The 26,993-nt window shown below is 60.4% G+C and carries 23 protein-coding genes; 17 read left to right on the top strand and 6 right to left on the bottom strand.

Annotated elements, in window-relative coordinates; genetic code table 11:
• Nucleotides 1-19: 19 nt before the first annotated feature.
• Together AC0Z4S_RS13620 and glpD are read left to right on the top strand one after the other, a co-directional pair.
• Entirely contained in the window at nt 20-775 is a 756-nt protein-coding gene (locus tag AC0Z4S_RS13620) for a DeoR/GlpR family transcriptional regulator (RefSeq protein WP_007953179.1), read from the top strand.
• A gap of 249 nt (nt 776-1,024) precedes the next feature.
• Nucleotides 1,025-2,560, top strand: a complete 1,536-nt coding sequence (gene glpD / locus AC0Z4S_RS13615; protein WP_485623392.1) for a glycerol-3-phosphate dehydrogenase — start codon at nt 1,025-1,027, stop codon at nt 2,558-2,560.
• 301 nt (nt 2,561-2,861) lie between these two features.
• Here the strand turns inward: glpD and AC0Z4S_RS13610 are convergent, their stop codons facing one another.
• Nucleotides 2,862-3,749 (bottom strand): LysR family transcriptional regulator, encoded by an 888-nt coding sequence (locus AC0Z4S_RS13610; protein WP_485623589.1) that lies wholly within the window; start codon nt 3,747-3,749, stop codon nt 2,862-2,864.
• 106 nt (nt 3,750-3,855) lie between these two features.
• Between AC0Z4S_RS13610 and AC0Z4S_RS13605 the strand changes: the two genes are divergently transcribed.
• The 9 genes from AC0Z4S_RS13605 (at nt 3,856) to AC0Z4S_RS13565 (ending at nt 12,870) form a co-directional block, all read left to right on the top strand.
• The gene (locus AC0Z4S_RS13605; RefSeq protein WP_485623391.1) at nt 3,856-5,208 is read left to right on the top strand and encodes an MFS transporter; all 1,353 of its coding nucleotides are present in this window, start codon (nt 3,856-3,858) and stop codon (nt 5,206-5,208) included.
• Entirely contained in the window at nt 5,205-5,615 is a 411-nt protein-coding gene (locus AC0Z4S_RS13600; protein ID WP_485623390.1) for a DUF4440 domain-containing protein, read from the top strand. The genes AC0Z4S_RS13605 and AC0Z4S_RS13600 overlap by 4 nt, the downstream gene beginning before the upstream one ends.
• Before the next feature lie 273 nt (nt 5,616-5,888).
• On the top strand, nt 5,889-6,803 hold the full coding sequence (locus AC0Z4S_RS13595) for a glutamate/aspartate ABC transporter substrate-binding protein (RefSeq protein WP_253495523.1): 915 nt from the start codon (nt 5,889-5,891) through the stop codon (nt 6,801-6,803).
• A gap of 201 nt (nt 6,804-7,004) precedes the next feature.
• Entirely contained in the window at nt 7,005-7,751 is a 747-nt protein-coding gene (locus AC0Z4S_RS13590) for an amino acid ABC transporter permease (RefSeq protein ID WP_056790046.1), read from the top strand.
• A complete protein-coding gene (locus AC0Z4S_RS13585; RefSeq protein ID WP_217865352.1) occupies nt 7,751-8,422 on the top strand; it encodes an amino acid ABC transporter permease in 672 nt (223 codons plus the stop codon). Before AC0Z4S_RS13590 ends, AC0Z4S_RS13585 begins: the two co-directional genes overlap by 1 nt.
• Nucleotides 8,419-9,153: an amino acid ABC transporter ATP-binding protein gene (locus AC0Z4S_RS13580; protein ID WP_485623389.1), complete on the top strand. Its 735-nt coding sequence runs from the start codon at nt 8,419-8,421 to the stop codon at nt 9,151-9,153. Before AC0Z4S_RS13585 ends, AC0Z4S_RS13580 begins: the two co-directional genes overlap by 4 nt.
• A gap of 155 nt (nt 9,154-9,308) precedes the next feature.
• Nucleotides 9,309-11,210 (top strand): two-component sensor histidine kinase AauS, encoded by a 1,902-nt coding sequence (gene aauS / locus AC0Z4S_RS13575; RefSeq protein WP_485623388.1) that lies wholly within the window; start codon nt 9,309-9,311, stop codon nt 11,208-11,210.
• Nucleotides 11,207-12,532: a two-component response regulator AauR gene (gene aauR / locus AC0Z4S_RS13570; protein ID WP_042607381.1), complete on the top strand. Its 1,326-nt coding sequence runs from the start codon at nt 11,207-11,209 to the stop codon at nt 12,530-12,532. Before aauS ends, aauR begins: the two co-directional genes overlap by 4 nt.
• 8 nt (nt 12,533-12,540) lie before the next feature.
• The gene (locus AC0Z4S_RS13565; RefSeq protein ID WP_485623587.1) at nt 12,541-12,870 is read left to right on the top strand and encodes a GlpM family protein; all 330 of its coding nucleotides are present in this window, start codon (nt 12,541-12,543) and stop codon (nt 12,868-12,870) included.
• 237 nt (nt 12,871-13,107) lie between these two features.
• Here the strand turns inward: AC0Z4S_RS13565 and AC0Z4S_RS13560 are convergent, their stop codons facing one another.
• Nucleotides 13,108-14,142 carry an alpha/beta fold hydrolase gene (locus AC0Z4S_RS13560; RefSeq protein ID WP_485623387.1) on the bottom strand — a complete coding sequence of 345 codons (1,035 nt, stop codon included), beginning with the start codon at nt 14,140-14,142 and terminating at the stop codon, nt 13,108-13,110.
• A 215-nt stretch (nt 14,143-14,357) separates the two neighbouring features.
• On the opposite strand from AC0Z4S_RS13560, the gene metR reads away from it, so the two are divergent.
• Nucleotides 14,358-15,275, top strand: coding sequence for a transcriptional regulator MetR (metR, locus tag AC0Z4S_RS13555; protein ID WP_253495535.1), 918 nt, complete (start codon nt 14,358-14,360; stop codon nt 15,273-15,275).
• Between the two features lie 83 nt (nt 15,276-15,358).
• On the opposite strand, the gene AC0Z4S_RS13550 is transcribed toward metR, so the two are convergent.
• The 4 genes from AC0Z4S_RS13550 to nosR form a co-directional block, all read right to left on the bottom strand.
• Nucleotides 15,359-15,865 carry a GNAT family N-acetyltransferase gene (locus AC0Z4S_RS13550; protein WP_485623386.1) on the bottom strand — a complete coding sequence of 169 codons (507 nt, stop codon included), beginning with the start codon at nt 15,863-15,865 and terminating at the stop codon, nt 15,359-15,361.
• 1 nt (nt 15,866) lies between these two features.
• On the bottom strand, nt 15,867-16,505 hold the full coding sequence (locus AC0Z4S_RS13545; protein WP_485623385.1) for a LysE family translocator: 639 nt from the start codon (nt 16,503-16,505) through the stop codon (nt 15,867-15,869).
• A gap of 23 nt (nt 16,506-16,528) precedes the next feature.
• Nucleotides 16,529-16,963 carry an NUDIX hydrolase gene (locus AC0Z4S_RS13540; protein ID WP_485623384.1) on the bottom strand — a complete coding sequence of 145 codons (435 nt, stop codon included), beginning with the start codon at nt 16,961-16,963 and terminating at the stop codon, nt 16,529-16,531.
• 66 nt (nt 16,964-17,029) lie between these two features.
• A complete protein-coding gene (gene nosR / locus AC0Z4S_RS13535; protein WP_471877685.1) occupies nt 17,030-18,391 on the bottom strand; it encodes a response regulator c-di-GMP phosphodiesterase, NosR family in 1,362 nt (453 codons plus the stop codon).
• A gap of 250 nt (nt 18,392-18,641) precedes the next feature.
• On the opposite strand from nosR, the gene AC0Z4S_RS13530 reads away from it, so the two are divergent.
• From AC0Z4S_RS13530 to AC0Z4S_RS13510, 5 genes are read left to right on the top strand one after another with little or no spacing between them, the layout of a single operon-like run.
• On the top strand, nt 18,642-20,900 hold the full coding sequence (locus tag AC0Z4S_RS13530; RefSeq protein ID WP_485623383.1) for a GGDEF/EAL domain-containing response regulator: 2,259 nt from the start codon (nt 18,642-18,644) through the stop codon (nt 20,898-20,900).
• Nucleotides 20,897-22,768 (top strand): putative bifunctional diguanylate cyclase/phosphodiesterase, encoded by a 1,872-nt coding sequence (locus AC0Z4S_RS13525; protein WP_485623382.1) that lies wholly within the window; start codon nt 20,897-20,899, stop codon nt 22,766-22,768. The genes AC0Z4S_RS13530 and AC0Z4S_RS13525 overlap by 4 nt, the downstream gene beginning before the upstream one ends.
• Nucleotides 22,769-22,811: 43 nt before the next feature.
• Nucleotides 22,812-23,777 (top strand): cytochrome-c peroxidase, encoded by a 966-nt coding sequence (locus tag AC0Z4S_RS13520; RefSeq protein WP_485623381.1) that lies wholly within the window; start codon nt 22,812-22,814, stop codon nt 23,775-23,777.
• The gene (locus AC0Z4S_RS13515; RefSeq protein WP_485623380.1) at nt 23,774-25,588 is read left to right on the top strand and encodes a DAHL domain-containing protein; all 1,815 of its coding nucleotides are present in this window, start codon (nt 23,774-23,776) and stop codon (nt 25,586-25,588) included. Before AC0Z4S_RS13520 ends, AC0Z4S_RS13515 begins: the two co-directional genes overlap by 4 nt.
• Nucleotides 25,585-26,988, top strand: coding sequence for an ATP-binding protein (locus tag AC0Z4S_RS13510; RefSeq protein WP_485623379.1), 1,404 nt, complete (start codon nt 25,585-25,587; stop codon nt 26,986-26,988). Before AC0Z4S_RS13515 ends, AC0Z4S_RS13510 begins: the two co-directional genes overlap by 4 nt.
• Nucleotides 26,989-26,993: the final 5 nt, after the last annotated feature.

Here is a 26,993-nt window from a genome sequence, read left to right as displayed (position 1 = left end):
GCAGCCCAAAGGAAGCCCCATGAATCTGCCTCCCCGTCAGCAGCAAATCCTCGAGCTGGTCCGCGAACGCGGCTATGTGAGTATCGAGGAAATGGCCACGCTGTTCGTTGTCACCCCGCAAACCATCCGCCGCGACATCAATCAGCTCGCGGAAGCCAATCTGCTGCGTCGCTACCACGGTGGCGCCGCTTACGATTCCAGTGTCGAAAACACCGCGTATGCCATGCGTGCCGATCAGATGCGCGATGAAAAGCAACGCATCGGCGAAGCCATCGCCGCGCAGATCCCCGATCACGCCTCGCTGTTCATCAATATCGGTACGACCACCGAATCGATCGCCCGCGCCCTGCTCAATCACAGTCACCTGAAAATCATCACCAACAACCTGCATGTCGCCTCGATGCTCAGCGCCAAGGATGATTTCGATGTGCTGCTGACCGGCGGTAACGTGCGGCGTGACGGCGGTGTGGTCGGTCAGGCGAGCGTGGACTTCATCAACCAGTTCAAGGTCGATTTCGCCCTGGTCGGGATCAGCGGGATCGATGAGGACGGCAGCCTGCTCGACTTCGATTATCAGGAAGTGCGGGTGAGCCAAGCGATCATTGCCAACGCGCGGCAGGTGATTCTCGCGGCGGACTCGAGCAAGTTCGGGCGCAACGCGATGATCCGACTGGGGCCGATCAGCCTGATCGATTGCCTGGTCACCGATCAGCAGCCGGTGCCGGCGCTGGCGCAGTTGTTGAGTCAGCACAAGATTCGCCTGGAAGTCGTTTAACACTTCCAGAGATCAAAAGATCGCAGCCTTCGGCAGCTCCTACATCTGGAATGCATTCCTCCTGTAGGAGCTGCCGAAGGCTGCGATCTTTTGCTTTTAATGTTCGAATATTTTCCTTTCTCAGCCCTTCGATGAGTTTTTTCAATCGAACGTGACTGGCTGTGCGCGTCTTTATGGGCTACCATTTTCGCAAATGAACATTAATGTTCGATTTCCAAGACATAAAACCAAAAGAACCGAGGCCAGCCGATGTCCACCTCTACCTTGCGTACGCCCCCTCTCTCCGAGATCTATGACGTTGCCGTGATCGGCGGCGGGATCAATGGCGTGGGGATCGCAGCGGATGCCGCCGGTCGCGGTCTTTCGGTGTTCCTTTGCGAAAAAGATGACCTGGCCAGCCACACCTCGTCGGCCAGCAGCAAGCTGATCCACGGTGGCCTGCGCTATCTGGAACATTACGAATTCCGTCTGGTGCGTGAAGCGCTGGCCGAGCGCGAAGTGCTGCTTGCCAAGGCGCCGCACATCGTCAAGCCGATGCGTTTCGTCCTGCCGCACCGCCCGCACCTGCGCCCGGCGTGGATGATTCGTGCCGGCCTGTTCCTTTACGACAACCTCGGCAAACGCGAGAAGCTGCCAGGTTCGAAAAGTCTGAAGTTTGGCGCCGACAGCGCGCTGAAAAGCGAAATCAGGAAAGGCTTCGAATACTCCGATTGCTGGGTCGATGACGCCCGCCTCGTGGTATTGAACGCCATGGCTGCGCGTGAGAAAGGCGCCCACGTACACACCCAGACCCGCTGTGTCAGTGCCCGACGCACCAAGGGCCTGTGGCATCTGCATCTGGAGCGCGCCGACGGCAGCCTGTTTTCGATCACCGCCAAAGCGCTGGTGAATGCCGCCGGCCCGTGGGTTGCCAAATTCATCCGCGACGACCTGAAGATGGAATCGCCGTACGGCATCCGTTTGATTCAGGGCAGCCACGTCATCGTGCCGAAACTGTACGAAGGTGAACATGCGCACATTCTGCAAAACGAAGATCAGCGCATCGTCTTCACCATTCCGTACCTGAACCACTTCACCCTGATCGGTACCACCGACCGTGAGTACACCGGCGACCCGGCGAAAGTGGCGATCACCGAAGGCGAAACCGATTACCTGCTGAAAGTGGTCAACGCCCACTTCAAGAAGCAAGTCAGCCGCGAAGACATCCTGCACAGTTATTCGGGCGTCCGGCCGCTGTGCAACGACGAATCCGACAACCCGTCCGCCGTCACCCGCGATTACACCCTGGCGCTGTCGGGCAACGCTGAAGAAGCGCCACTGCTGTCTGTGTTCGGCGGCAAGCTGACTACGTATCGCAAACTCGCCGAGTCGGCGATGGCGCAGTTGATGCCGTTCTTCACCCAGATGCGCCCAAGCTGGACCGCCACCGCCACGCTACCCGGCGGTGAAGACATGACCACGCCAGAGGCCCTGAGCGCGCGGATTCGCGACAAGTTCGATTTCGTCCCGACGGAAATCGCCCGGCGCTGGGCCGTCACTTACGGCAGCCGCACCTGGCGCATGCTTGAAGGCGTGGAAACGCTGGCCGACATGGGTGAGCACATCGGCGGCGGTCTCTACACCCGTGAAGTCGATTACCTGTGCAGCGAAGAGTGGGCGACCAGGGCGCATGACATTCTGTGGCGCCGTACCAAGCTGGGCTTGTTCACTACGCCGGACGAGCAGCAGAAGCTGACGACGTATCTGGGCAAGGTCGAGCAGAACCGGAAGATCGAGGCGGCTTGATCTTTACAGGAGGCTGAAACGAAAGCCCCTGAGTTGTGAGATTCAGGGGCTTTTTGTTGTGCCCGCAAGATCCAGCCCCCCTCACCCCAGCCCTCTCCCCCCAAGGGGGGCGAGGGGGAAAGGGAGCAGATTTGGGGAAATCCTCCAGTCCTGCGCGAGGGGAGAAAGGGAGCAGATCTTCATGCTTTTCATGACCTGAGTTCGGCTCGACATTTCAGGTCGGCGAAGCTCGCAAGAACAACTCGGTCAGTCGCCTCTCCCTCCGGGAGAGGGTTAGGGTGAGGGTGAGGGGCTTTTGATTTCAGCGCCCCAGATGCGCCAACAGAAAATCGATAAACACCCGCGATTTCTGCGGCAAATGCGGCGTATCAGGAAACACCAGGCTGATCGGCTGTGACGGCAGCGAGTATTCCGGCAACACGCGCACCAGATGCCCGCAGGCCAAATCGTCTTCAACCATCCACGCCGGCAACACCGACACCCCCAGCGACGACAACGTCATCGAACGAATCGCCGTCGAGGAATTTGACTGGAATTGGCGCGTGCCACTGACCTCGACCCCCTCCCCCACACCATCGCGTAAAACCCACTGCGTCGGCGCCAGCAAATTGCTGTTGGCGATCCACGGTGCGGCACTGAGATCCTGCGGCGTGTTTACCGGATAGCGGGCCAGAAACCCTTCAGTCGCCACCAGCACAATGTCATAGTCCGCCAGTTTCCGGCTCTTGAAAGCCGAGTCCGGCAGATTGCCCAGGCGAACCACCAGATCCAGCCGTTCGGCAAGCAGATCGTTGAGCGAAGAGTTGAAGTCGTAGCACAGGCGGATGTCCGGATAGCGCTCGGCGAACAGCGGAATCAGCGGCAGGATGAATCGCTCGCCGTATTCACTGGTGGAACTGATCCGCAACGTTCCCGAAACGCGGTTTGTGCCGTGCATCACCCTGTCGAAGGCTGTGTCGATATCGGCAACGATGGTTTTGAATTCGTTGTAAAAGCTCTGCCCGGCCTCGGTCAGGGACACAGCACGACTGTTGCGCATCAGCAGCGTTGTAGACAACGCCGCTTCCAGCGCCTTGATGTGCAGGCTGACCATGGCCCGGCTGAGGTTGAGATGGCTGGCAGCCTTGGTGAACGATCCCAGTTCGGCAATCGCCAGAAACGTCTGTACCCGGTTCAAGTGCGTATGCAGGGCGCCCTGCGTCACGGTTCAATCCCTTCAAACATTATGTTCAGCCCCATTGCATCGACGGCCGGAGTCTATCGCCCCTATGCTCGTCGACAAAGGGGAAAACAGCATGAGTTACCGCTATAAAGTCGCGTCGGTGTTCCTGCTCGGCTTCTTTATCGACTGCATCAACATCTTCATGTCGGCGGTGGCGCTGCCCAGTCTGTCGGCAACGTTGCACGTCAATAGCTCTGCGGTGGCGTGGGTTGGCAATGCTTACATTCTCGGCCTGACGCTGATCGTTCCGGTGAGCACCTGGCTGGCCGCACGCTTGGGCAGCCGCGAAATTCTGACGGCCTCGATGTTGCTGTTTGCAGCAGCGGTGTGGCTGTGCGGCCAGGCAGGCAGCTTTGAGGAACTGGTGATCTGGCGCTTCGTCCAGGGCATCGGCGGCGGCCTGTTGATTCCGGTCGGGCAGGCGCTGACGTTCAATCTTTTCCAGGGTGAGCAACGGGCGAAAATATCCACGCTGGTGATGGCCGTCGCACTGATCGCACCGGCGATTTCACCCACCGTGGGCGGCCTCATCGTCGACCTCAGCTCCTGGCGCTGGGTGTTTTACAGCAACATTCCGTTTTCGCTGCTTGCTGCCGGGCTGTCCTGGTTGTGGATCAGGGAAAGCCGACCCGCCGAACTTCAGCGTCCGGATATCCAGGGCCTGTTGCTGGTCAGCTCGGCGCTCGCCAGCCTGCTGATGGGGATGTCCCTGTACGGCGGCGACTATCCGCCAATGGCAGCGCTGGGTTTTGTCATTGCGGGGCTGATATTCATCGCGCTGTATCTGCTGCACTACCGCCGCTGCTACAACCCGATCATCGACTTGAGCCTGCTCAGAAGCAAAAAACTCAGCACTTCGATTTTCATCTATTACGCGATTCCGGGCGTGTTCACCGGGGTCAACCTGATGAGCATTTTCTACCTGCAGAGCACCCTGCACTTCAGCGCCCGGCTGACGGGAATGTTCATGCTCGTCTACGCCATCGGTGCGTTCATTGCGATGACCATTTGCGGTCGGGTCTACAACCGGGTCGGCGCCAGGCGCCTGTTCACCCTCGGCATGCTGTTGCACAGCGCCGGCATTGCCACGTTGGTGCTGGTCAGTGCGCCAGGTGATCAGTGGATCATCGTGATCGCTTACGGCCTGATGGGCATAGGTGGCGGCATCGGTGCCAATACCGCGCAGACCACCTCCATGATGGACTTCACCGACGGCGACATGCACAAGGCCAGTGTCATCTGGAACATCAATCGCCAGATGTCTTTCAGCCTCGGTGCCGCACTGTTTCTGATGATCTTCAATGTGCTGCTCCAGCAGCTCGACACTACGCAGGCCTATCACGCGACTTTCGCGATCGCAGCGCTGGTCGGGCTTTTCCCGCTGCTACAGATGAATCAACTGCCCCCTGCAAAGGAACGCCCATGACAAAGAATCTGATCGAACTGGCCGAACACAGTATTCACCACATCCACGAGCTGATCCTCCGGGTATTCACCGATGCCGACGGCATGGGCGCCGCGAGCATCGAGCCGTTGATGCAGGCATTTGCCGAAGATTTCAGCATGGTCGGTATTTCGGCGATCCCGTTGAACCGGCCCGACGTCGAGCAGCTGTTCAGGAGTGCCGTAGGCGCGAAGAAGGGACTCGATATCCAGATCAGCGATGTGCACACGGTATGGCAGCAGGACGGGATGCTGGCCGTGAGCTACATAGAAACCCATCGCTTGAACGGCGCTGAACATTCGCGAGTGTCGGTGGCGATCCTGAGCGCGCAGCCAGCCGGGGTGAAGTGGCTGTATTTGCATGAAACGCCACTGAGCCGGGAGTCTTGAAACTGTACGCTACGAGTCATTCGGTTTTCCGAACGCGACTCCACAGTCGATTCGGTTAACCGGATCAGATCTTCATAAAATCGCCGTCACAAATCTTTAATAACGTTACAAAACAATAACTTAATCTATGACGCCTGCTCTGGCACGAGTCATGCTCTACACTCTCTCGACGAATGCCTGTTGTGCCAACACTTCAGGAGCCGTCAGGCATTCGAAGCACAAAAAGGGCCGACGAACTGGCTCCATAAAAAAAACAATGTCGAGGAAAATTTGATGCGCATCGTTCCCCATATCCTGGGCGCAGCCATTGCTGCCGCTCTGATCAGCACGCCAGTTTTCGCCGCCGAGCTCACCGGCACCCTGAAGAAGATCAAAGAGTCCGGTGTCATCACCCTGGGCCACCGTGACGCCTCCATTCCGTTCTCCTACATCGCTGATGCTTCCGGCAAGCCGGTCGGCTACTCGCACGATATCCAGCTGGCCATCGTCGAAGCGATCAAGAAAGACCTCGACCTGCCGAACCTGCAAGTCAAATACAACCTCGTCACCTCGCAGACCCGTATCCCGCTGGTGCAGAACGGCACCGTGGACGTCGAGTGCGGTTCGACCACCAACAACGTCGAGCGTCAGCAGCAGGTCGACTTCTCCGTCGGCATCTTCGAAATCGGTACCCGTCTGCTGTCCAAGAAAGACTCCAAGTACAAGGATTTCGACGATCTGAAAGGCAAGAACGTCGTGACCACCGCCGGCACCACCTCCGAGCGCATCCTCAAGGCGATGAACGCTGACAAGCAGATGGGCATGAACGTCATCTCCGCCAAAGACCACGGCGAGTCGTTCCAGATGCTGGAATCGGGCCGTGCCGTTGCGTTCATGATGGACGACGCCCTGCTCGCCGGCGAAGCCGCCAAGGCCAAGAAAGCCGCCGATTGGGAAGTGACCGGCACGCCACAGTCGTACGAAATCTACGGCTGCATGATGCGCAAAGGCGACGCGCCATTCAAAAAGGCTGTGGATGACGCCATCGTCGCCACCTACAAATCGGGCGAAATCAACAAGATCTACGAGAAGTGGTTCATGCAGCCGATCCCGCCAAAAGGCCTGAACCTGAACTTCCCGATGAGCGACGAGCTCAAGAACCTGATCGCCAATCCGACCGACAAAGCGGCTGACGACAAGAAGTCCTGATTTTCTGACTAACCTTATCCCCTGAGGAGGCGCCTGCCTTTTCAGGGGATGGTCACTCCCTGCTGGCATTTTTCTGGAAACACTCGAACCGGTGGCTGTCGAGCCGATCGCGTGTGCCCGGTCTTTGAAAAAAAGACTGGGGAGGGAACGGAGTTCCCCAGGCGGGCACTTGTACATCGATCGAATCGAGGGGAGACCCTAATGAATTACAACTGGGACTGGGGCGTGTTCTTCAAGTCCACCGGCGTGGGCAGCGAGACCTATCTCGACTGGTTCATCTCCGGTCTGGGCTGGACCATCGCCATCGCCGTCGTGGCGTGGATCATCGCCCTGCTGCTCGGCTCGCTGCTGGGCATCATGCGCACCGTGCCGAACCGCATCGTATCGGGCATCGCGACCTGCTACGTCGAGCTGTTCCGTAACGTGCCGCTGCTGGTGCAGCTGTTCATCTGGTACTTCCTGGTGCCCGATCTGCTGCCGCCGGATCTGCAGGAGTGGTACAAGCAGGACCTCAACCCGACCACTTCGGCCTACCTGAGCGTTGTCGTCTGCCTCGGTCTGTTCACCGCCGCCCGTGTCTGCGAGCAAGTGCGCACCGGTATCCAGGCGCTGCCCCGTGGCCAGGAATCCGCCGCCCGCGCGATGGGTTTCAAACTGCCGCAGATCTACTGGAACGTGCTGCTGCCCCAGGCCTACCGGATCATCATTCCGCCGCTCACCTCGGAATTCCTCAACGTGTTCAAGAACTCCTCCGTGGCGTCCCTGATCGGTCTGATGGAATTGCTGGCGCAGACCAAACAGACCGCCGAGTTCTCGGCCAACCTGTTCGAAGCGTTCACCCTGGCGACGCTGATCTATTTCACCCTCAACATGAGCCTGATGCTGCTGATGCGCCTGGTCGAGAAGAAAGTCGCGGTGCCCGGCCTGATCTCCGTGGGGGGTAAATAATGGAATTCGATTTCAGTGGCATCGTCCCGGCCATTCCCGGTTTGTGGAACGGCATGGTGATGACCCTCAAGCTGATGGCCATGGGCGTGATCGGCGGGATGGTTCTCGGCACGATCCTCGCGCTGTGCCGTCTGTCGCACAACAAGCTGCTGTCGAGCATCGCTGGCGCCTACGTCAACTATTTCCGCTCGATTCCGCTGCTACTGGTGATCACCTGGTTCTACCTGGCGGTGCCGTTCGTGCTGCGCTGGATCACCGGCGAAGACACGCCGATCGGTGCGTTCACCTCCTGCGTCGTGGCGTTCATGATGTTCGAAGCGGCGTACTTCTGCGAAATCGTCCGTGCCGGGGTGCAGTCGATTTCCAAGGGCCAGATGGGTGCTGCGCAAGCACTGGGCATGAACTACGGGCAGATGATGCGCCTGATCATCCTGCCGCAGGCGTTCCGCAAGATGACCCCGCTGCTGCTGCAGCAGAGCATCATCCTGTTCCAGGACACCTCGCTGGTCTACACCGTGGGCCTGGTGGACTTCCTCAACGCCTCGCGCGCCAGCGGCGACATCATCGGCCGCTCCAATGAGTTCCTGATTTTCGCCGGTCTCGTGTACTTCATCATCAGCTTCGCCGCCTCGCGGCTGGTCAAGCGTCTGCAAAAAAGGTTCGCCGTATGATCTCTATCAAAAACATCAACAAGTGGTATGGGGACTTCCAGGTGCTGACTGATTGCAGCACCGAGGTCAAGAAAGGCGAAGTGATCGTGGTCTGCGGCCCGTCGGGTTCCGGCAAGTCGACGCTGATCAAGTGCGTCAACGCCCTGGAGCCGTTCCAGAAAGGCGACGTGGTGGTTGACGGCACATCGATCGCCGACCCGAAGACCAACCTGCCGAAACTGCGTTCGCGGGTCGGCATGGTGTTCCAGCATTTCGAACTGTTCCCGCACCTGACCATCACCGAAAACCTGACCATCGCGCAGATCAAGGTGCTCGGCCGCAGCATGGAAGAGGCGACCAAAAAAGGCCTGCAACTGCTTGAGCGCGTCGGCCTGTCGGCGCACGCCCACAAGCATCCGGGGCAACTGTCCGGTGGTCAGCAACAGCGTGTGGCGATTGCCCGTGCGCTGGCGATGGACCCGATCGTCATGCTGTTCGACGAACCGACCTCGGCGCTCGACCCGGAAATGGTCAACGAAGTACTCGACGTGATGGTGCAACTGGCTCACGAAGGCATGACCATGATGTGCGTGACCCACGAAATGGGCTTCGCCCGCAAAGTGGCCGACCGGGTGATCTTCATGGACCAGGGCAAGATCATCGAAGACTGCCCGAAAGAGGAATTCTTCGGCGACATCAGCGCCCGCTCCGAACGCGCGCAGCACTTCCTCGAGAAAATCCTGCAGCACTAACAACCACCACAATACCTGTGGGAGTGAGCTTGCTCGCGAAGGCGTTTTTTCCATCAACAGTGATGTTGAATGTACCGGCCCCTTCGCGAGCAAGCTCGCTCCCACATGGAAAGTGGTGAGCCTGCAAGTGTTGTGGTTGACCCAAGGCATCTGTGATGAAATGCGACCCCACTCTTTATCGCGCTGCAAAGCCATCACTTGCCGTGAAGCCCCGTCTGATCCGCCATCTGTTCCTGCCGCCACTGATCATCGCCCTGATGGTCGGACTGGGTTTCATCGGCTTCTGGACCAGTGAACACTTCGGCATCCGCAGCCTCGGCGAGAACGGCCAGCGTCAGCTGGAACTGCACGCCCGCGCGGTCGAAAGCGAGATCAGCAAATACACCTACCTGCCCAGCCTGCTGGAACTCGAAACCAGTGTGCCGCAGTTGCTGGCCGACCCGACCCCGGAGCACCGGCAGACGGTCAACGATTACCTCGAGGGCCTGAACCGCCGCAGCCGCAGTCGGGCCATCTACGTGATGGACACCACCGGCCGGGTCATGGCCACCAGCAACTGGCGCGATGTCGACAGTTACCTGGGTGAAGACCTGTCCTTTCGCGCCTATTTCAAGGACGCCGTGCGCGGCCAGCCCGGGCGTTTCTACGGCATCGGCAGCACCAATGGCGAACCCGGTTACTACCTCGCCCACGGCCTCGAAGAGCACGGCAAGATCATCGGTGTCGCGGTGGTCAAAGTGCGTCTGGAAGCCATGGAAGAACGCTGGCAACGGGCGCGTCTGGAAGCGTTCGTCAGCGACGAGAACGGCATCATCATTCTCTCCAGCGACCCGGCCAGGCGGCTGAAATCGGTGATCCCGCTCAGCGATGAGGTCAAGGAAAAACTCGCGCGCAGCCTGCAGTACTACTGGTTCCCGCTCAACGAACTGCAACCGCTGGCCCGTGAGACGCTGGCCGAAGGTGTGGAGAAACTGACCTTCCCGGCCAACAGCGAATTGCAGCCCGACGAAGACGACATCAGTTATCTGGCGCAAACCCGATTGCTGAGCGACACGCCGTGGAATTTCACCTTGCTCACGCCGTTGCAGGACCTGCGCCGGGAAGCGATCAACCAAGGGATTCTGGTGGCGGTGGCGTTTGCCCTGTTTGCCTTCCTGTTGATTGCCTGGAACGAGCGGCGCAAAGTCCTCGCCACCCGCCTCGCCGCGCGCGAAGCGTTGCAGGAAGCCAACAGCCAACTGGAGCGTCGGATTACCGAACGCACCGCCGACTTGCGCGCCAGCAACGAACGCCTGAAGAGTCAGATCCGCGAGCGTCGCCAGGCCGAGGAGACCTTGCGCCGCGCTCAGGACGAACTGGTGCAGGCCGGCAAACTCGCCGCTATCGGGCAGATGTCGACCAGCATCGCCCATGAATTGAACCAGCCGCTGGCGGCCATGCGCACGCTGTCGGGCAATACCGTGCGCTTTCTCGAGCGCGGCCAGCTCGACGTCGCCAGCACCAACCTCAAGACCATCAACGACCTGATCGACCGCATGGGCCGGATCACCGCCAGCCTGCGTTCGTTTGCCCGGCGCGGCGACAACAAGGGTCAGGCCAGTCTCGGCAAAGCCGTCGACGCCGCGTTGCAAGTGCTCGGCGCGCGCCTGGAACACACCGAGCTGCAGATTCATCGGCAGTTTGCCGACGTGCAGTTGCAGATCGATCAGACCCGCCTCGAACAGATCCTCGTCAACCTGATCGGCAACGCCCTCGACGCCATGCATGCGCAACCGCAGCCGCAACTGTGGCTGGAGGGTGAAGAGTTCAACGGCAAGTATCGCTTGCGGGTGCGCGACAACGGCCATGGCATCGACGCTGAAGCGCGCAAGCATCTGTTCGAACCGTTCTTCACCACCAAACCTGGCGAGCAAGGCCTGGGACTGGGCCTGACCCTGTCCGCCAGCCTCGCCGCGGCCACTGGCGGGCACCTGGGTGTCGAACACCCGGCCGGCGGTGGCACCACTTTCGTCCTCAGTTTACCGTTGGTAAGCCCTCTTCCTGCCGAGCCAATATGAACCCCGAACTCAGTGTGCTGATCGTCGAAGACGACCCCCATGTACTGCTCGGCTGCCAACAGGCGCTGACCCTCGAAGACATTCCGTGCATCGGCGTCGGCAGTGCCGAAGAAGCGCTGGCGCAGGTCGGCGACAACTTTGCCGGCATCGTCATCAGCGACATCCGCCTGCCGGGCATCGATGGCCTGGAATTGCTTACCCGCCTCAAGCAGCGCGATCGCAGCCTGCCGGTGGTGCTGATCACCGGCCACGGCGACATCTCCATGGCCGTCGGCGCCATGCAGAAAGGCGCCTACGACTTCATGGAAAAACCGTTCTCGCCGGAGCGTCTGGTGGACGTGGCGCGGCGTGCGCTGGAGCAACGCAGCCTCGCCCGTGAAGTGTCATCGCTACGTCGGCAACTGGCTGAACGCGATTCGCTGGAAGGGCGGATCATCGGCCGCTCACCGGCGATGCAGAACCTGCGCGAGCTGATCGCCAACGTCGCCGACACCTCGGCCAACGTCTTGATCGAAGGCGAGACCGGCACCGGCAAGGAACTGGTCGCCCGTTGTCTGCACGACTTCAGTCGGCGCCACAGCAAACAGTTCGTCGCGCTCAACTGCGGCGGTCTGCCGGAAAACCTTTTCGAAAGCGAAATTTTCGGTCATGAGGCCAACGCCTTCACTGGCGCCGGCAAACGGCGGATCGGCAAGATCGAACACGCCGACGGCGGCACGCTGTTCCTCGATGAAGTGGAAAGCATGCCGCTGCCGTTGCAGATCAAACTGCTGCGCGTATTGCAGGAACGCACTCTCGAACGCCTCGGTTCGAACCAGAGCGTGGCGGTGGATTGCCGGGTGATCGCGGCAACCAAATCCGATCTCGACGAAGCGAGCAAGGCCGGCGAGTTTCGCAGCGACTTGTACTACCGCCTCAACGTCGTGACCCTGGAATTGCCACCGCTGCGCGAACGCCGTGAAGACATCCTGCAACTGTTCGAACACTTCACCCAGCAATCGGCGCTGCGCTTCGACCGCGCGCTGCCGGAGCTGGACAACCAGACCCTGTCGAACCTGATGAGCCACGACTGGCCGGGCAACGTGCGCGAACTGCGCAACGTCGCCGAACGCTTCGCCCTCGGCCTGCCGGCATTCAAGAAATCCGGGGCCAGCGCCGGCCAGGGTCTGGCATTTGCCGAAGCGGTGGAAGCCTTCGAGCGCAACCTGCTGGTCGACGCCTTGCAACGCAGCGGCGGCAACCTGACCCAGGCCAGCCAGGAACTCGGCATGGCCAAGACCACGCTGTTCGACAAAGTCAAAAAGTACGGGCTGAGCCACTGATGGACCTGATTCTGAAAGCGGCGATCGGCGCCGCAGTGGTGCTGATCCTCGCCGCACTGTCGAAGACCAGAAACTATTACATCGCCGGTCTGGTGCCGCTGTTTCCGACCTTTGCCCTGATCGCGCATTACATCGTCGGCAAGGACCGCTCGGTCGACGACCTGAAGACCACGATCGTGTTTGGCATGTGGTCGATCATTCCGTACTTCATCTATCTGGCGACGTTGTACGTGATGGTCGACCGCATGCGCCTGGAAGCATCGCTGGCCGTGGCGGCGGTGGCGTGGTTGATGGCGGCGACGGTGCTGGTCACGGTTTGGGTGCGGCTGCACAGTTAAGATCAAAGGCTACCCTCACCCCAGCCCTCTCCCGGAGGGAGAGGGGGCCGACCGCAGGGTGCTTCAAATTACATCGACCTGAGAAACCGAGTCGATTATGGATGCGTAACTTGAACGCGTTCACCGAACTCATAATCAACCCGGTCATTCAGGTCGGCGGATAGCGCAAGACACCTCGGTAAGTCCCCTCTCCCTCCGGGAGAGGGTCAGGGTGAGGGGCTCTTGATCTTCGCCGCCCTAAAGCACATTCCCACCCGCCACTGGCTCAACCTGCGCCAAGTGCGAAGTATCCTCACGATGTGCCTGCAAATACGGCAGCACCGCCGCCAGCAACGGCTCTTTGAACGCTTCCTGAAACCGATGCGCCAGCCCCGGAATCAGCTTCAACTGACTGCCGCGAATGTGCGCCGCCAGATGCACACCGTGCATCACCGGCAACAACGGATCGGCGGTGCCGTGCACCACCAGCGTCGGCACGCGCAATTGGTTGAGCAGTGCCACCCGGCTCGGTTCGGCGAGGATCGCCATGATCTGCCGCTTGACCCCTTCGGGATTGAACGCACGGTCATAAGACGCCGCCGCTTGCTGCAGCAACGCCTGCCGATCATCGCTGACCGTCGGACTGCCCAACGCGGCCAGCAAATCCGCCTGCTGTTCCAGCGCTACTTGACGATTGGGCGCACCACGCCGCGACAGCAACTGCACCAGCGCCGCACTCGGTGCCGGCAAGCCTTCGGCGCCCGAGGTGGTCATGATCAGCGTCAGGCTCTCGATCCGCTGCGGGGCCATTGCCGCCATGTGCTGAGCAATCATCCCGCCCATGCTCGCACCCAGCACATGGAACTGCTCGACGTGCAACGCGTCCATCAGACCCAGCGCGTCGTCAGCCATGTCGGTCAGGCTATACGGTGCCGAAACGGGCAGGCCGAGCTTGTAGCGCAGCACTTCGAACGTCAGGTTGGCCTCCACCGGTGTCTGCCGCCAGGTCGACAGACCGACGTCCCGATTGTCATAGCGAATCACCCGAAAACCCTGCTGACACAGCGCAACCACCACTTCGTCGGGCCAGTGAATCAACTGCCCGCCCAGGCCCATCACCAGCAACAGGGCCGGATCCTGAGCGCGACCGATGCTTTGATAGGCAATGCTCACCTGTTGCAGATCGACCCGTTCGGTCGGCACATTGACGTCGCAACGCGCGGCTGCCGAAACCGTCGGGCCCAACAAAAGCGCGGCCAGCACGGCCGCGATTGATAAAAATTCCTTGAACATGAAAAACACCGAAACGCAGAACCCCAGTAGAGCGCGAGTCTGATGAAGTTTGTTCAATCGCGCTGCCACACTTGCGTGACAGTTTGATGAAGAGTGCCGAGCGGTCACCCTCAGGGAATTCACGCGGTTATTCAGCGGATGTCGACAGCCCGGTAAACATTAGACAAACTCAACGACCCTGCGATTGTCACAAGTTTTCTTCATGGAGCCAGCTGGTGCTTGAAATCCGTCACCTGAAAACCCTGCATGCCCTGCGCGAAGCCGACAGTCTGGTCGATGCCGCTGACCGCCTGCATCTGACGCAGTCAGCCCTGTCGCATCAATTCAAAGAACTTGAAGAGCGCATGGGCATGCAACTGTTCGTGCGCAAGACCAAGCCGGTGCGGTTCACCAGCGCCGGTTTGCGCCTGCTGCAACTGGCTGACGCCACCCTGCCCTTGCTGCGTGCCGCCGAGCGCGATATCAGTCGTCTGGCCGGTGGCACCGCCGGGCGTTTGCACATGGCCATCGAATGCCACAGTTGCTTCCAGTGGTTGATGCCGACCATCGACCAGTTCCGCGATGCGTGGCCGGAGGTCGAGCTTGATCTCGCCTCGGGCTTCGCCTTCGCGCCGCTGCCGGCACTAGCCCGGGGCGATCTGGATCTGGTGGTGACCTCCGATCCGCTGGAGATTGCCGGCATCACTTACGTGCCGCTGTTCACTTACGAAGCCATGCTCGCGGTCGCCAATCAGCATGCACTGGCGAGCAAGCCGTACATCGTCCCCGAAGACTTGTTGACCGAAACGCTGATCACCTACCCGGTGGAACGCGACCGCCTCGACATTTTCACGCGTTTTCTGGAACCGGCCGACATCGAGCCGGCGCAAGTGCGCACCTCGGAATTGACGGTGATGATGATGCAACTGGTCGCCAGTGGCCGTGGCGTCTGCGGCATGCCGCACTGGGCGCTGCACGAATACAGTTCGCGCGGTTACGTCAAGGGCAAGCGATTGGGGGAAAAAGGCTTGTTCGCGACGCTGTATGCAGCGATTCGCACGGACATGCTCGATGCGCCGTATATGCGTGACTTTCTGCTGACGGCCAAAGACACCTCGTTCTCGACCCTGGACGGTGTCAGCGCGGTGCGCTGAACGCCAAAATCAAAAGATCGCAGCCTTCGGCAGCTCCTACATCAACCGTGTAGGAGCTGCCGAAGGCTGCGATCTTTTGATCTTCATGCCGGATGGACTTCACGCCACATGTGGATCTTGTCGAAATAGTCTTCGCCGACGCGCACCGCCAGTGGTTCCAGCCCGTACTGAATGAAGCCGCAACGCTGATACAACTGAAAAGCCGCGTCGTTGCCGGCGGTGACGGTGAGCTGGAGCAGTTTCAGCGCCGGATGCTTTTGCGCTTCGGCCAAAGCCGCCTGGACCAGATCAAAGCCCAGCCCCTGACGACGAAAATCCGCTGAGACATACATCCCGAACAGCGTTGCCTTGTGCCGGGCTTTCTCGCGCGGTTCGAAGGCCAAGCCAACAATGCCGGCGAGCGTGCTGCCGTCGAAGGCACCGAGCACCACATCGAGCTTGCTGGTCAGGCGGCCCTCCCACCAGCTCAAGGGCATCACCGCGCGTTCGCGCACGCTGGAAGTGAACGCCTGCGGATGCCGGTCGTAGGCTTCGAGCATCAGCTCGCGGTAAGCCAGGGCGTGGCTGGCATCCAGCCGTTCGATCCACACCTCAGGCGGTCCGCCGCTGTTCAAGCATCAACCGCACCGCGAGGCCGCCAAGGACCAGGCCCATGAAATACCGCTGCAACGCCAGCCAGGTCGGGTTACGCACAAACCACGAAGCGATGGCCGCAGCGAACAGCGCGATCAGCAAATTGACGCAGAAACTGACGCTGATCTGGGTCAGGCCGAGCACGATGCTTTGGGTGAACACCGAGCCGTGTTCAGGGGTGATGAATTGCGGAAATACCGAGAGGTAGAACACGGCGATTTTCGGGTTCAGCGCGCTGGTGAGAAAGCCCATGGTGATCAGCTTGCGTGACGAGTCGGCCGGCAATTGTTGCGCTTCGAACGGCGACCGCGCGCCGGGTTTCACCGCTTGCCAGGCCAGCCACAACAGGTACAGCGCACCGGCCCATTTCAGCACTTCATAAGCCATCGGCACGGCGAGGAACACTGCGGTCAAACCGGCCGCCGCCGCAAACAGATGCACAAAGAACCCCGCCACCACGCCGAGCAACGACGTGATCCCGGCCTTGCGTCCCTGACAGATCGAGCGCGAGATGAGATAGATCATGTTGGGCCCCGGTGTCAGCACCATCAGCAGTGCAGCGGCGGCAAAGATCAGCAGGTCTGGCAGCGGGATCATGGCAAAGTCCTTTGCGGGGATGATCAGGCGAGTGCGGTCAGTGAACGGCGATAAAACGGCAGGATGTGCTCGCGTGTCAATGGTGCCAATTCAAGCGCCGGATCCGTGGCCGGATCGACCCAGATGACCTCCTCGATTTCGGCTGCGGGAATAACGTCAGCGTCGATCGTCAGTTGAAAAATGTCGGCATGCACGACGAACCCCGGCTCGTTGGCGGCAGGTGCCGAGAACTGGCCGAGAAAGGAGGCCTGCGCCGGATCGATCCGCAGCCCCAATTCCTCTTCCAGCTCTCGGGCAAGGGCGTGGATCGGCAGCTCATGGGCTTCGATCTTGCCACCCGGTTGCATGAACGCCGTGGTACCGCGCTTGCGCACCAGCAGAGTCTGACCTTGGGCGTTGAGCAGCAGCGCGGCGGCGATATGGATGAGGTGTGTCGGAGCAACAGATACGGAAGTCACGGAGCAGTCACCAGCCTGAAAAACCGCAAGGATCCCATGCCCGCGTCTATGCCGTCACCTCGCCGGTCACTCCTGCAAAGCCTTGAGCTCGGCTTCAACCTCCTCCGGTACTTTGACGAAAACCTTGTACCTGGCGCCCTCCATGGCTTCGAACGCGATCAGCTTTTCCACCAGCAGCGCACTGAGAACCTTGCCGGCGTTAAGCAGCAGCATGCCGTTATCGGCATTGAGATTGCGCGCCAGAATCATTCCCGCCGCCAGGTCCCGGGTGGACAGCACCTTGACCGACGGGTCGGCCAGCGTGACGTCGCTGAGGAATGCCGCACACACCTGAATGAAATCTTCGACCAGATCAGGATCGTACAAACGCCCGGCGTACTGGCGCAGGTACAGCAATGCTTCGTCGCTGTTCATCTGTCGCTCGAGAATCAGACCGCGCTGCAACTCGACGAAATCCACCGCCAGTTTCAGCAGACGCGAACCGAATGGAATGCCCTCGCCCTTGAGCCGGTCGGGAAACCCGCTGCCGTCCCAGCGCTCCTGATGGTGAAGGATCAGACGCGCCGCGTCCTTCATCGGATCCAGCGTCATGAGCAACGATTCGCTCTGCTTCGGATAATCGCGATAACGCTCGCGCTCGGTATGGCGCAGCAGATCCGATGGCGTGGTCATCATCGCGTCGGTCCAGCTCAGCTTGCCGATGTTGTACAACGCCGCAGCCATGGCCAGGTCGCGACTGCTGGCTTCGTCCAGGCCATGCTGTTTGCAGTAGCTGCGCACCAGTTCGATGATCTGCCGGTTGGTCTGTTTGGCAGGGGGCAAACGCAGATTGGCCAACAGCGAAAACACTTCGGTGCCAGTGACATAGCTGTGCTTGAGCTCTTCGTACGCCAGATCGAGCATGTCGGCGGTCTGCTGCAGCTCGGCGGTGCGCGCCGCCACATGTTTTTCCAGGGTGCTGTTAAGCTGCTTGAGCTGGTCGTTCTGCCTCCGCGTCAAGTGCTCCAGCCGCTCGCGCTCCTGCTCGGAATGCTGGTGTTCGAGAGACTGACGCAGGATCAGCAGCAATTCCTCGTCATTCCACGGCTTGCTGATGTAACGGTGAATCTGCCCGTCGTTGATGGCTTTGATGATCGCCGACGGATCGGCATAGCCGGTAAGCATGATTCGCGCAGTCTGCGGATAGCGCTGACGAACATGGGCCAGCAACGAAGCGCCGTCCATGCCCGGCATGCGCGCATCGCTCATCACCAGATTCACCGGCTGCTGCGCAAGGATGTCCAGCGCCTGCGCGCCGCTGGTGGCCAGCAGAACATCGTAGGGTTGGCCGCGCAACAGACGGCGCAGGCTGTTGAGGATCGATTCCTCGTCATCAACCAGCAGCACCGTGGGTCGATGCCCCGGCATCGGGGCGGATTGCTCTTCCATGGCATGGCCTCAAAACGAAAACAGGGTTAACGGCACACCGAACAGACACCTCGCAAGTCCGTGCCTGTGTCCAAGGCTAGATGATTTCTGCCTGATTTCACGCAAATCTTCCTGCGGGCCTGAAAGCGTAGTACCGAGTAGACGACTATGCTCAGTACAGCGCAGGACACCGTGGCTCTGGAACTGGCAATTGGCGAAGGAAAAGGATGCCCAGGATGACAACAGCATGCCAGCCTCTGGCAGGCACGACATGAACCGGCCAACCGCGCACATCAATCGTCGTGTGCTGATCGTCGACGACAGTCCGGCGATCCATGGCGATTTCGCCAAGATTCTCAGTCCGGTCATCCTGGACGACGAGGGTCTGGGCGAAACCGAGAATCTGTTGTTCGGCACCCCGTCCGCCAGACAATCCCAGCAGTTCGAACTCGATTCGGCCTTCCAGGGCCGCGAAGCCCTCGACAAACTCGAAGTCGGGCTGGCAGAAAACCGCCCCTATGCGATGGCGTTCATCGACATGCGCATGCCACCGGGCTGGGATGGCCTGGAAACCATCGAACGGCTGTGGCAAGTCGATCCCCGATTGCAAGTTGCGCTGTGCACGGCCTATTCCGATTATTCCTGGGAAGACATCGACCGGCGTCTGGAGCTGAATGACCGGTTGCTGATTCTGAAAAAACCCTTCGACGCGATCGAGATCCGGCAGATGGCCAGCGCCCTCACGGTCAAATGGCAAATGACCGAAGACGCCGAACTGAAGATGAACCTGCTGGAAAATGCAGTCCAGGAGCGCACCCGCGAGCTGTCCGACGCCAACATCATTGTGCAGAACAGCCCGACCATCCTGTACCGCTTGCGCGGCGACCCCTCGTTCGCGTTGATGTACATCTCCCACAACATTACCCGCTACGGCCATGTCGCCGCCGATCTGGTGGGCTCGCCAGACTGGGCGCAGGTGCTGATTCACCCGGACGATCACGCCAGCGTCGATGCAGCCATGGCCCGGGTTATGGATCGGCATGCATCGGGCGCTTCCATAGAATTTCGCATGCGCACCGGCCAGGGCACCTGGCGCTGGGTGGAAAACCGCTACATCCCGGTGCGCGATCATGACGGCCGACTATTGGAGGTCGAAGGCATCATCCTCGACATCACCGAACGGCGTCTGGCCGAGGACAAACTGGCCTTGCTGGCCCGCTCCGATGGCCTGACGGGCCTGGCCAACCGCGCCACCCTGATCGAACGCCTGCATCAGGCATTCGCTGCCGCGCGCCGGGGCGCCATGCCGTTTGCGGTGTTTTATCTGGATCTGGACCACTTCAAGCGGATCAACGACACCCTGGGTCACCCGGTGGGCGATCTGCTGCTGCAGGAAGTCGCCCGGCGCATCAAATCCGGCGTGCGGGAAAACGACGTGGTGGCGCGCCTGGGCGGTGACGAATTCGCGATCCTGCAACTGGACGTCAGTGACCCGACCCAATCGGCCGCGATGGCCGCCAATATCCGCGACACGTTGCTCGCGCCCTACAACCTGGCCGGCAATGCGCTGCACATTTCGGTGAGCATCGGTATCAGCAGTTACAACGATCTGAGCCTCGATGCCGACAGCCTGCTCGGGCAGGCCGATATGGCGCTGTATCGGGCCAAGGAAATGGGCCGCAACCAGTATCACTTCCATTCCGAGGCAATCTCCCGGGAAGTGGCGGATCGCATGACCCTGATCAGCGAATTGATGACAGCCCTCGAGAACCATGAACTGATGTTGCGTTATGCACCGGAAGTTGATCAGCACAGCGGCCGGATTCTGGGCATGGAGGCGCAGATCCTCTGGCAGCATCCGCGCCTCGGCCTGTTGCCGGCCTGCGATTTCGTGCCGATCGCGGAGAAAACCGGCGCGATCATTCCGCTCGGAGGCTGGGTGCTGAATCACGCCTGCCAGCAGATGCATCTGTGGCGTAACGAGGGGGTCGCACCGCCGGTGATGGCGATCAAACTGTCGCTGGCGCAACTCAAGAGTGGCCCGGAACTCATCTACGACGTGCTGCGCACCACTGCCCGCTGGGAACTTGCCCCCTGGGACCTGCGCTTCGATGTCACCGAAGCCACGCTGGCCCAGACCAAATGGACGCACAACGATGCGTTGCCGCGCCTGCGTGAACTGGGCGTGGCCATCGCCATCGATGATTTCGGCACCGAATACTCCTCGTTCGACTACCTGAAAACCTATCGGGTCAATCACCTCAAACTGGCCCAGAGCTTCGTCGACAGTGCCGCCCACGATGTCGCCGGCGCCAACGCCCTGCGTGCCATCGTCAACTTCGCCCGGGACCTGGACATCGGCATCATCGCTGATGGCCAACCGTCGCCGGACCTGCCTTGCGCGACCGTCGCCGCGCCCCCGCTGCCCAGCGCCCGCGGGCGGTATTTCAGCGCGGCGGTCAGCGCCGAGCAGGCCGGGCGTTTGCTCAAGGAAAGTTGCCGTCTGGCGCCGAAGGAGGACGAGGCATGAAGACGCCTTTCCCGCAGACCAACCGGCGCATTCTGGTCATCGACGACACGCCGGCGATCCATGAGGACTTTCGCAAGATCCTCGCGCCGCAGGTTGCCGACACCGGCGATCTGCAGCAACTGGAACAGACCCTGTTCGGCACCCATCAGGCGCCGCACCCGAGCTTCCAGATCGACTCCGCCTATCAGGGCCAGGAAGCGCTCGCACTGGTCAAACGAGCATTGGCCAACGGCACCCCCTATGCGCTTGCCTTCATCGACATGCGCATGCCGCCCGGCTGGGACGGCCTGGAAACCATCGAGCAACTGTGGCAGGTCGATCCGAACCTGCAAATCGCCTTGTGCACGGCGTACAGCGACTACAGCTGGGAGGCGATGGCCGAACGGCTGGAGTTCGGCGACCAGTTGCTGATCCTGAAAAAACCGTTCGACAGCCTGGAAATCCGCCAGATGGCCAACGCCCTGACCTGGAAATGGCAGCTGGCGCAGGACGCAGCGCTGAAGATGCTCAGCCTTGAGCGGACCATCGAGGCGCGGGTTCACGAACTGCTCAAGGTTTCGCACCTGCTGCAATACGACAGCCTGACGGAACTGCCCAACAGCACCTTGCTGGGCGATCGCCTGAGCCAGGCCATGGCCGTCTGCCGGCGCCATGACAGGCAACTGGTGGTGATGTTCCTTGGTCTGGATCGTTTCAAGCGCATAAACAATGCGCTGGGCCATCCGGCGGGTGACGACATACTCAAACAGACCGCCCGGCAACTGTTGGCCTGCGTCCGTGATTCGGACTCGGTGTTTCGCTACGGCTCCGACGAATTCGTCGTGATCCTCGGCGACATCAACCATCCCCTGCAAACCCGCGGCATCGCGGAGAAACTCCTCGCCGCCATTCGCCTGCCGCAGACGATTGCCGGCCATGATGTCAGCGTCACCGCCAGCCTGGGCATCAGCGTCTACCCTGATGACGGTCTCGAGGCCATCGAACTGATCAAGAAAGCCGAGACCGCGATGCGCAACGTCAAGGAACAGGGGCCCGACAACATCGGCTTCTTTATCGAGGCCATGAACCAGCACGCCCGGGAACAGCAGAGCATCGAGTCAGGGATTCGCCGCGCTCTGCAAAACCACGAACTGGTTCTGCACTATCAGCCCAAGATCGACCTGCGCAGTGCCAGAGTGGTGGGTGCCGAAGCCCTGGTGCGCTGGCAGAAACCGGGGCATGGCTGGGTCTACCCGGCGGACTTCATCCCGGTGGCCGAGGACAGCGGCCTGATCGTACCGCTGAGCAAATGGGTACTGGCCGAAGCCTGTCGTCAGACCCGAGCCTGGCAAGTGGCCGGGCTGCCACCGATCCGCATGTCGGTGAACACCTCGCCCATCGATTTTCGCCAGCGTGACTTCGTCGCAGGCATCGAGCACGTACTCGAGCAGACAGGTCTGGCGCCCGAGTGGCTGGAGCTGGAAATCACCGAAGGCGTACTGATGCAAAACGTCGAGGCGACGATGACGGCGCTCAATCGCCTGAAAGTGCTGGGCACGCGCCTGGCGATCGATGACTTCGGCACCGGCTATTCCAGCCTGAGCTACCTGAGGCGGTTTCCCATCGACGTGCTGAAGATCGACCAATCGTTCATTCGCAACCTGTGCAACGACCGCAACGATGCCGCGCTGGTGAGCGCCATCATCAACCTGGGCAAGAGTCTTGGGCTGAACGTTATCGCCGAGGGCATCGAAACCGCCGAACAACTGGCCTTTCTCAAGGCCCATCACTGCGAAGAAGGCCAAGGGCACTTTTTCAGCAAAGCCCTGCCAGCCGATGCGTTCGCACGCTTGCTGGCCGGCACGCAACCCGCGCCGTGGGCGATCTGATGAACATTTTGAAACCGGCCTTGAGTCAGGGAGACGATTGCCAATGAGCCTTTACCACCACGCCATGGCGTTGCTGCTGTGCGGATTGTGTGCCGGGGCCGCTGCCGAGCCGCTGGACGAGCCGCTGGACGAGCCGCTCAAACCGTTGCCCGCGGCGGCTCAGCAGGACGCCCGGCACGTGGAACTCGGTCGGCGGTTATTCCACGAGCCACGGTTATCGATCAACAACACGCTGTCCTGCGCCAGCTGTCACCAACTGGACAAGAACGGTGCCGACAGCCGCGCCTTGTCTCTGGGCTTCGACGGCAGACCGGTAGCGTTCAACACGCCGACGGTGTTCAACGCTGTCCTCAACTTTCGCCAGTTCTGGGATGGCCGCGTCGAAACCCTGGAAGAACAAAGCAACGTCGTCATCACCAGCCCCCATGAAATGGGCAGCAACTGGAACACGGTCATCGAGCGGCTCGGCCAAAACCCCGACTATCGCCGCGACTTTGCCGCCATCTTCCCGGACGGTGTGACCAGAGCCAATGTCCAGCAGGCGCTGGCCAGCTTCGAACGCACCCTGCTGACGCCCGACTCACGTTTCGATCAATACCTGCTGGGCAACACCGACATCCTCACCCTGGAGGAAAAGTACGGCTACCAACGCTTCAAGGAGTACGGCTGCATTGCCTGCCATCAAGGGGTGAACATCGGCGGCAACATGTTCCAGAAATTCGGCGTGTTCGGCGATTACCTCGCCGATCGCGGCAACCCCACCGTGGCCGATCAGGGCCGCTTCAATGTCACTGGCGATGAAGCGGATCGGGCGGTATTCCGGGTGCCGAGCCTGCGCAATGTCGCGATCACCGCACCGTATTTTCACGATGGCTCGGCGCCCACCCTCGAGCGGGCGGTGGATGTGATGTTCCAGTACCAGTTGGGGCGCATGCCAAGCGAAGAGGACAAACGACTGATCATTCTGTTTCTCAAGACCCTCACCGGCCAATGGGCGGGCTCACTATGATCAACATCTCCCGTCGGCGCAGTCTGCTGTTGCTCACGCTGGTCGCCATGGCCCTGGCCTCGATCCTGCTGTTTCTCTACTTCAAGTCCAGCTCCGACCAGAACATGACGTACACCGAATCGCGGGATCTGATCCGGCAGATCAAGCAGCAGAACTCGCTGTGGGAAAACGAGGTCCTCAAGGCCAGGGTCGCGCTCACCCACAACTACGATCCGCTGGTGTCGCCGATGAACGAGATGAACCGGCTCTGGGAGCGCTTCGACGCGATAGAGTCCGGGCATGGTCGCAAAGACTCGGCGCAATGGAACGACGCCCACGAGAACTTCCTGCAGGCGATGCAGGAAAAGACCCGTCTGGTCGAACAGTTCAAATCGCAGAATGCGCTGTTGCGCAACTCCCTGGCCTTTCTGCCCACGGCTGAAGACGACATCCTGCAACAGCTGGCGAGCCTGTCGGACTTCGATAAATTGCAGCTGCAAAACATCATCACCGATACCTACGACTTGCTGCTCAGCGCCCTGGAATTCGCCCAGGTCACCTCCGACGACAGGGCCGCCGACATCGAGGTCGGCCTGAACAAACTGAAGGTAAACGCCGAACGCCTGCCACCGGCATTTGAAACGCCGATCAGGATCCTGAGCAACCACATCGCCCTGATCGCTCGCGAGCAGCCACGGGTCAACCAGTTACTCGAGAGCATCGAAACCATTCCAGTGGCCGAACGCCTGGACGTCATCACCACCATGCTCGACCACGATCAGCAGCGCGCCGATCAGGTCGACCGGCAGTACCACGTCTACCTGTTATTGTTTTCGGTGCTGTTGGTGTTGTCGCTGGTGTGGCTGGCCATCCGCCTGATTGGCAGTTTCGCCGAGATCAATCGGGTAAACAGTGCCCTGCAAACGGCCAACGATGTACTGGAGCAACGGGTCGAGGAGCGCACCCGGGAACTCAGGGACGCGCAAAGCGAACTGCTCGGCGCGGCACGTCAGGCCGGCATGGCGGAAATCGCCACCAACGTGCTGCACAACGTCGGCAACGTACTCAACAGCGTGAACATCTCCAGCGACCTGATCACACGCAAGCTGCGCAGCAGCAAGGCCCAGGGTCTGGGCAAGGCCATGCAAATGATCAACGAACACCCGCATGACCTCGGCGCCTTCCTCAACGAAGACGCCAAGGGCAAATTGCTCCCCGGCTACCTCAACCAATTGGTGGTCGCCATTGCCCAGGAGCAGCAGGAAATGCTCGACGAACTGAACCAGATGAACAAGAGCGTCGATCACATCAAGGACATCGTCGCCACCCAGCAGTCCTACGCTGGCGCCAGCAGCATGACCGAGCCGCTGTTGATCAACGAGTTGCTCGAAGACGCGTTGCGCATGAACGCCGGCGCCCTGACCCGGCACCACGTCACGGTGGTCAGGGAATATGCGGATGTGCCGCAGGTGATGGGCGACAAACACCGCTTGCTGCTGATCCTGATCAACCTCATCAGCAACGCCAAATACGCCATGTCCGACCTCAGCAACCGCCCACGCACCATGACCCTGGCAGTAAAAATCGTCGATGACGGCTTCCTCGAAATCAGCGTCAAGGACGATGGCGAAGGCATCGCACCGGAGAACATGACACGGATCTTTGCGCACGGTTTTACCACCCGCAAGGAAGGCCACGGGTTCGGCCTGCACAGTTGTGCCCTGGCCGCGATCGAAATGAACGGGCGCCTCACCGCGCACAGTGACGGCCCGGGCAAAGGTGCGTTGTTCACCCTGCAGATACCGCTGATTACCGTAACGGAGCACGCATGAGCGAACTGTCGAACCGCCGCATTCTGCTGATCGACGACATGCCGTCGATTCACGAAGACTTCCGCAAGATTCTTGCGCCGCCAGCGGCGCAGTCAGTGGAACTGGACGAGATGGAGGCCGCCCTGTTCGGTGCCCAGACCCGCCCCCAGCGCCCGCTGTTCGAGCTCGATTCAGCCTATGGCGGCGAAGAAGGCCTGGGCAAACTGATGCAGGCGCTGAAAGAGCAACGCCCCTACGCGCTGGCCTTCGTCGACATGCGCATGCCCGATGGCTGGGACGGCGCGAAAACCATCGAACATCTCTGGCAGCACGATCCGCAGTTGCAGGTAGTGGTCTGTACCGCTTACTCGGATTATTCCTGGGATGAACTGCTGGAACGCCTGCAGGCGCATGACCGCTTGCTGATTCTGAAAAAACCGTTCGACAACATCGAAGTGCAGCAGATGGCCAACACCCTGCTGACCAAATGGCAGATGACCGAACGTGCATCATTGCAGATGCATCATCTGGAACACCTGGTCGATCAGCGCACCGCCCAGTTCAAGCAGGCCAGCGAAGAACTGCAACGGGAAATCGATGAGCGCAAGCAACTGGAAAGTCAGTTGGTGCAGTCGGAAAAACTCGCTTCACTGGGCCAACTGGCGGCCGGCGTGGCCCATGAAATCAATAATCCGATCGGCTTCATCTCCTCCAATCTCGGCACCCTCGACGGCTATTTCAAACAATTGCTGAGCGTACTCGATGCCTGGCAAACGCTCGGGCCCACGCCAGACAACGAGTCCGTGGCGCGGCTTGAGCAATTGCGCAAAGACGTCGATCTGGACTTTCTCCTCGAAGACATTCCGGTGCTGATCCGCGAGTCCAAGGAAGGCATCGGCCGGGTCGGGCAGATCGTCAAGGACCTGAAGGATTTCTCCCGGGTCGATACCAACCAGCAATGGCAGTGGGCCAATCTGCAACAAGGCATAGAGTCGACCCTGAACATTGTCGCCAGCGAGCTGAAGTACAAGGCTGACCTGATCAAGGAATATCAGCCCTTGCCGGATATCGAGTGTCTGCCGTCACAAATCAATCAGGTGATCATGAACCTGGTGGTCAATGCGGCTCAGGCCATGGGCCCCGAACGCGGCACCATCACCTTGCGCATCGGGCAACAACAGGAAACTGCCTGGGTGGAGGTTGCCGATACCGGCGCGGGGATTGCGCCGGATATCCTGCAGAAAATCTTCGATCCGTTTTTCACCACCAAACCGGTCGGCCAGGGCACCGGGCTTGGCCTGTCCCTGTCTTACGGCATCGTTAAAAAACACGGAGGAGAAATCTCGGTACGCAGCGAGCCGGGCGTGGGCACGACCTTTCGCGTCGAGTTGCCGATGCGTCAGAGTCGGCCCGCTGCGTGAAGCCG

The sequence above is a fragment of the Pseudomonas sp. 1L-B-1-E-C1 genome (assembly GCF_057291835.1).
Note: the sequence above shows the minus strand (reverse complement) of the source record. Positions and strands in the feature narration are given on the sequence as shown.

What these genes read in the sequence shown, in the direction of transcription:
- AC0Z4S_RS13560 (WP_485623387.1), bottom strand. Translation starts at nt 14,142, where the DNA reads ATGTTCAAGGAATTTTTATCAATCGCGGCCGTGCTGGCCGCGCTTTTG.
- AC0Z4S_RS13590 (WP_056790046.1), top strand. Translation starts at nt 7,005, where the DNA reads ATGAATTACAACTGGGACTGGGGCGTGTTCTTCAAGTCCACCGGCGTG.
- AC0Z4S_RS13620 (WP_007953179.1), top strand. Translation starts at nt 20, where the DNA reads ATGAATCTGCCTCCCCGTCAGCAGCAAATCCTCGAGCTGGTCCGCGAA.
- AC0Z4S_RS13595 (WP_253495523.1), top strand. Translation starts at nt 5,889, where the DNA reads ATGCGCATCGTTCCCCATATCCTGGGCGCAGCCATTGCTGCCGCTCTG.
- AC0Z4S_RS13580 (WP_485623389.1), top strand. Translation starts at nt 8,419, where the DNA reads ATGATCTCTATCAAAAACATCAACAAGTGGTATGGGGACTTCCAGGTG.
- aauR (WP_042607381.1), top strand. Translation starts at nt 11,207, where the DNA reads ATGAACCCCGAACTCAGTGTGCTGATCGTCGAAGACGACCCCCATGTA.
- AC0Z4S_RS13605 (WP_485623391.1), top strand. Translation starts at nt 3,856, where the DNA reads ATGAGTTACCGCTATAAAGTCGCGTCGGTGTTCCTGCTCGGCTTCTTT.
- glpD (WP_485623392.1), top strand. Translation starts at nt 1,025, where the DNA reads ATGTCCACCTCTACCTTGCGTACGCCCCCTCTCTCCGAGATCTATGAC.
- AC0Z4S_RS13545 (WP_485623385.1), bottom strand. Translation starts at nt 16,505, where the DNA reads ATGATCCCGCTGCCAGACCTGCTGATCTTTGCCGCCGCTGCACTGCTG.
- AC0Z4S_RS13525 (WP_485623382.1), top strand. Translation starts at nt 20,897, where the DNA reads ATGAAGACGCCTTTCCCGCAGACCAACCGGCGCATTCTGGTCATCGAC.
- AC0Z4S_RS13515 (WP_485623380.1), top strand. Translation starts at nt 23,774, where the DNA reads ATGATCAACATCTCCCGTCGGCGCAGTCTGCTGTTGCTCACGCTGGTC.
- AC0Z4S_RS13585 (WP_217865352.1), top strand. Translation starts at nt 7,751, where the DNA reads ATGGAATTCGATTTCAGTGGCATCGTCCCGGCCATTCCCGGTTTGTGG.
- nosR (WP_471877685.1), bottom strand. Translation starts at nt 18,391, where the DNA reads ATGGAAGAGCAATCCGCCCCGATGCCGGGGCATCGACCCACGGTGCTG.
- aauS (WP_485623388.1), top strand. Translation starts at nt 9,309, where the DNA reads ATGAAATGCGACCCCACTCTTTATCGCGCTGCAAAGCCATCACTTGCC.
- AC0Z4S_RS13600 (WP_485623390.1), top strand. Translation starts at nt 5,205, where the DNA reads ATGACAAAGAATCTGATCGAACTGGCCGAACACAGTATTCACCACATC.
- AC0Z4S_RS13520 (WP_485623381.1), top strand. Translation starts at nt 22,812, where the DNA reads ATGAGCCTTTACCACCACGCCATGGCGTTGCTGCTGTGCGGATTGTGT.
- AC0Z4S_RS13530 (WP_485623383.1), top strand. Translation starts at nt 18,642, where the DNA reads ATGAACCGGCCAACCGCGCACATCAATCGTCGTGTGCTGATCGTCGAC.
- AC0Z4S_RS13510 (WP_485623379.1), top strand. Translation starts at nt 25,585, where the DNA reads ATGAGCGAACTGTCGAACCGCCGCATTCTGCTGATCGACGACATGCCG.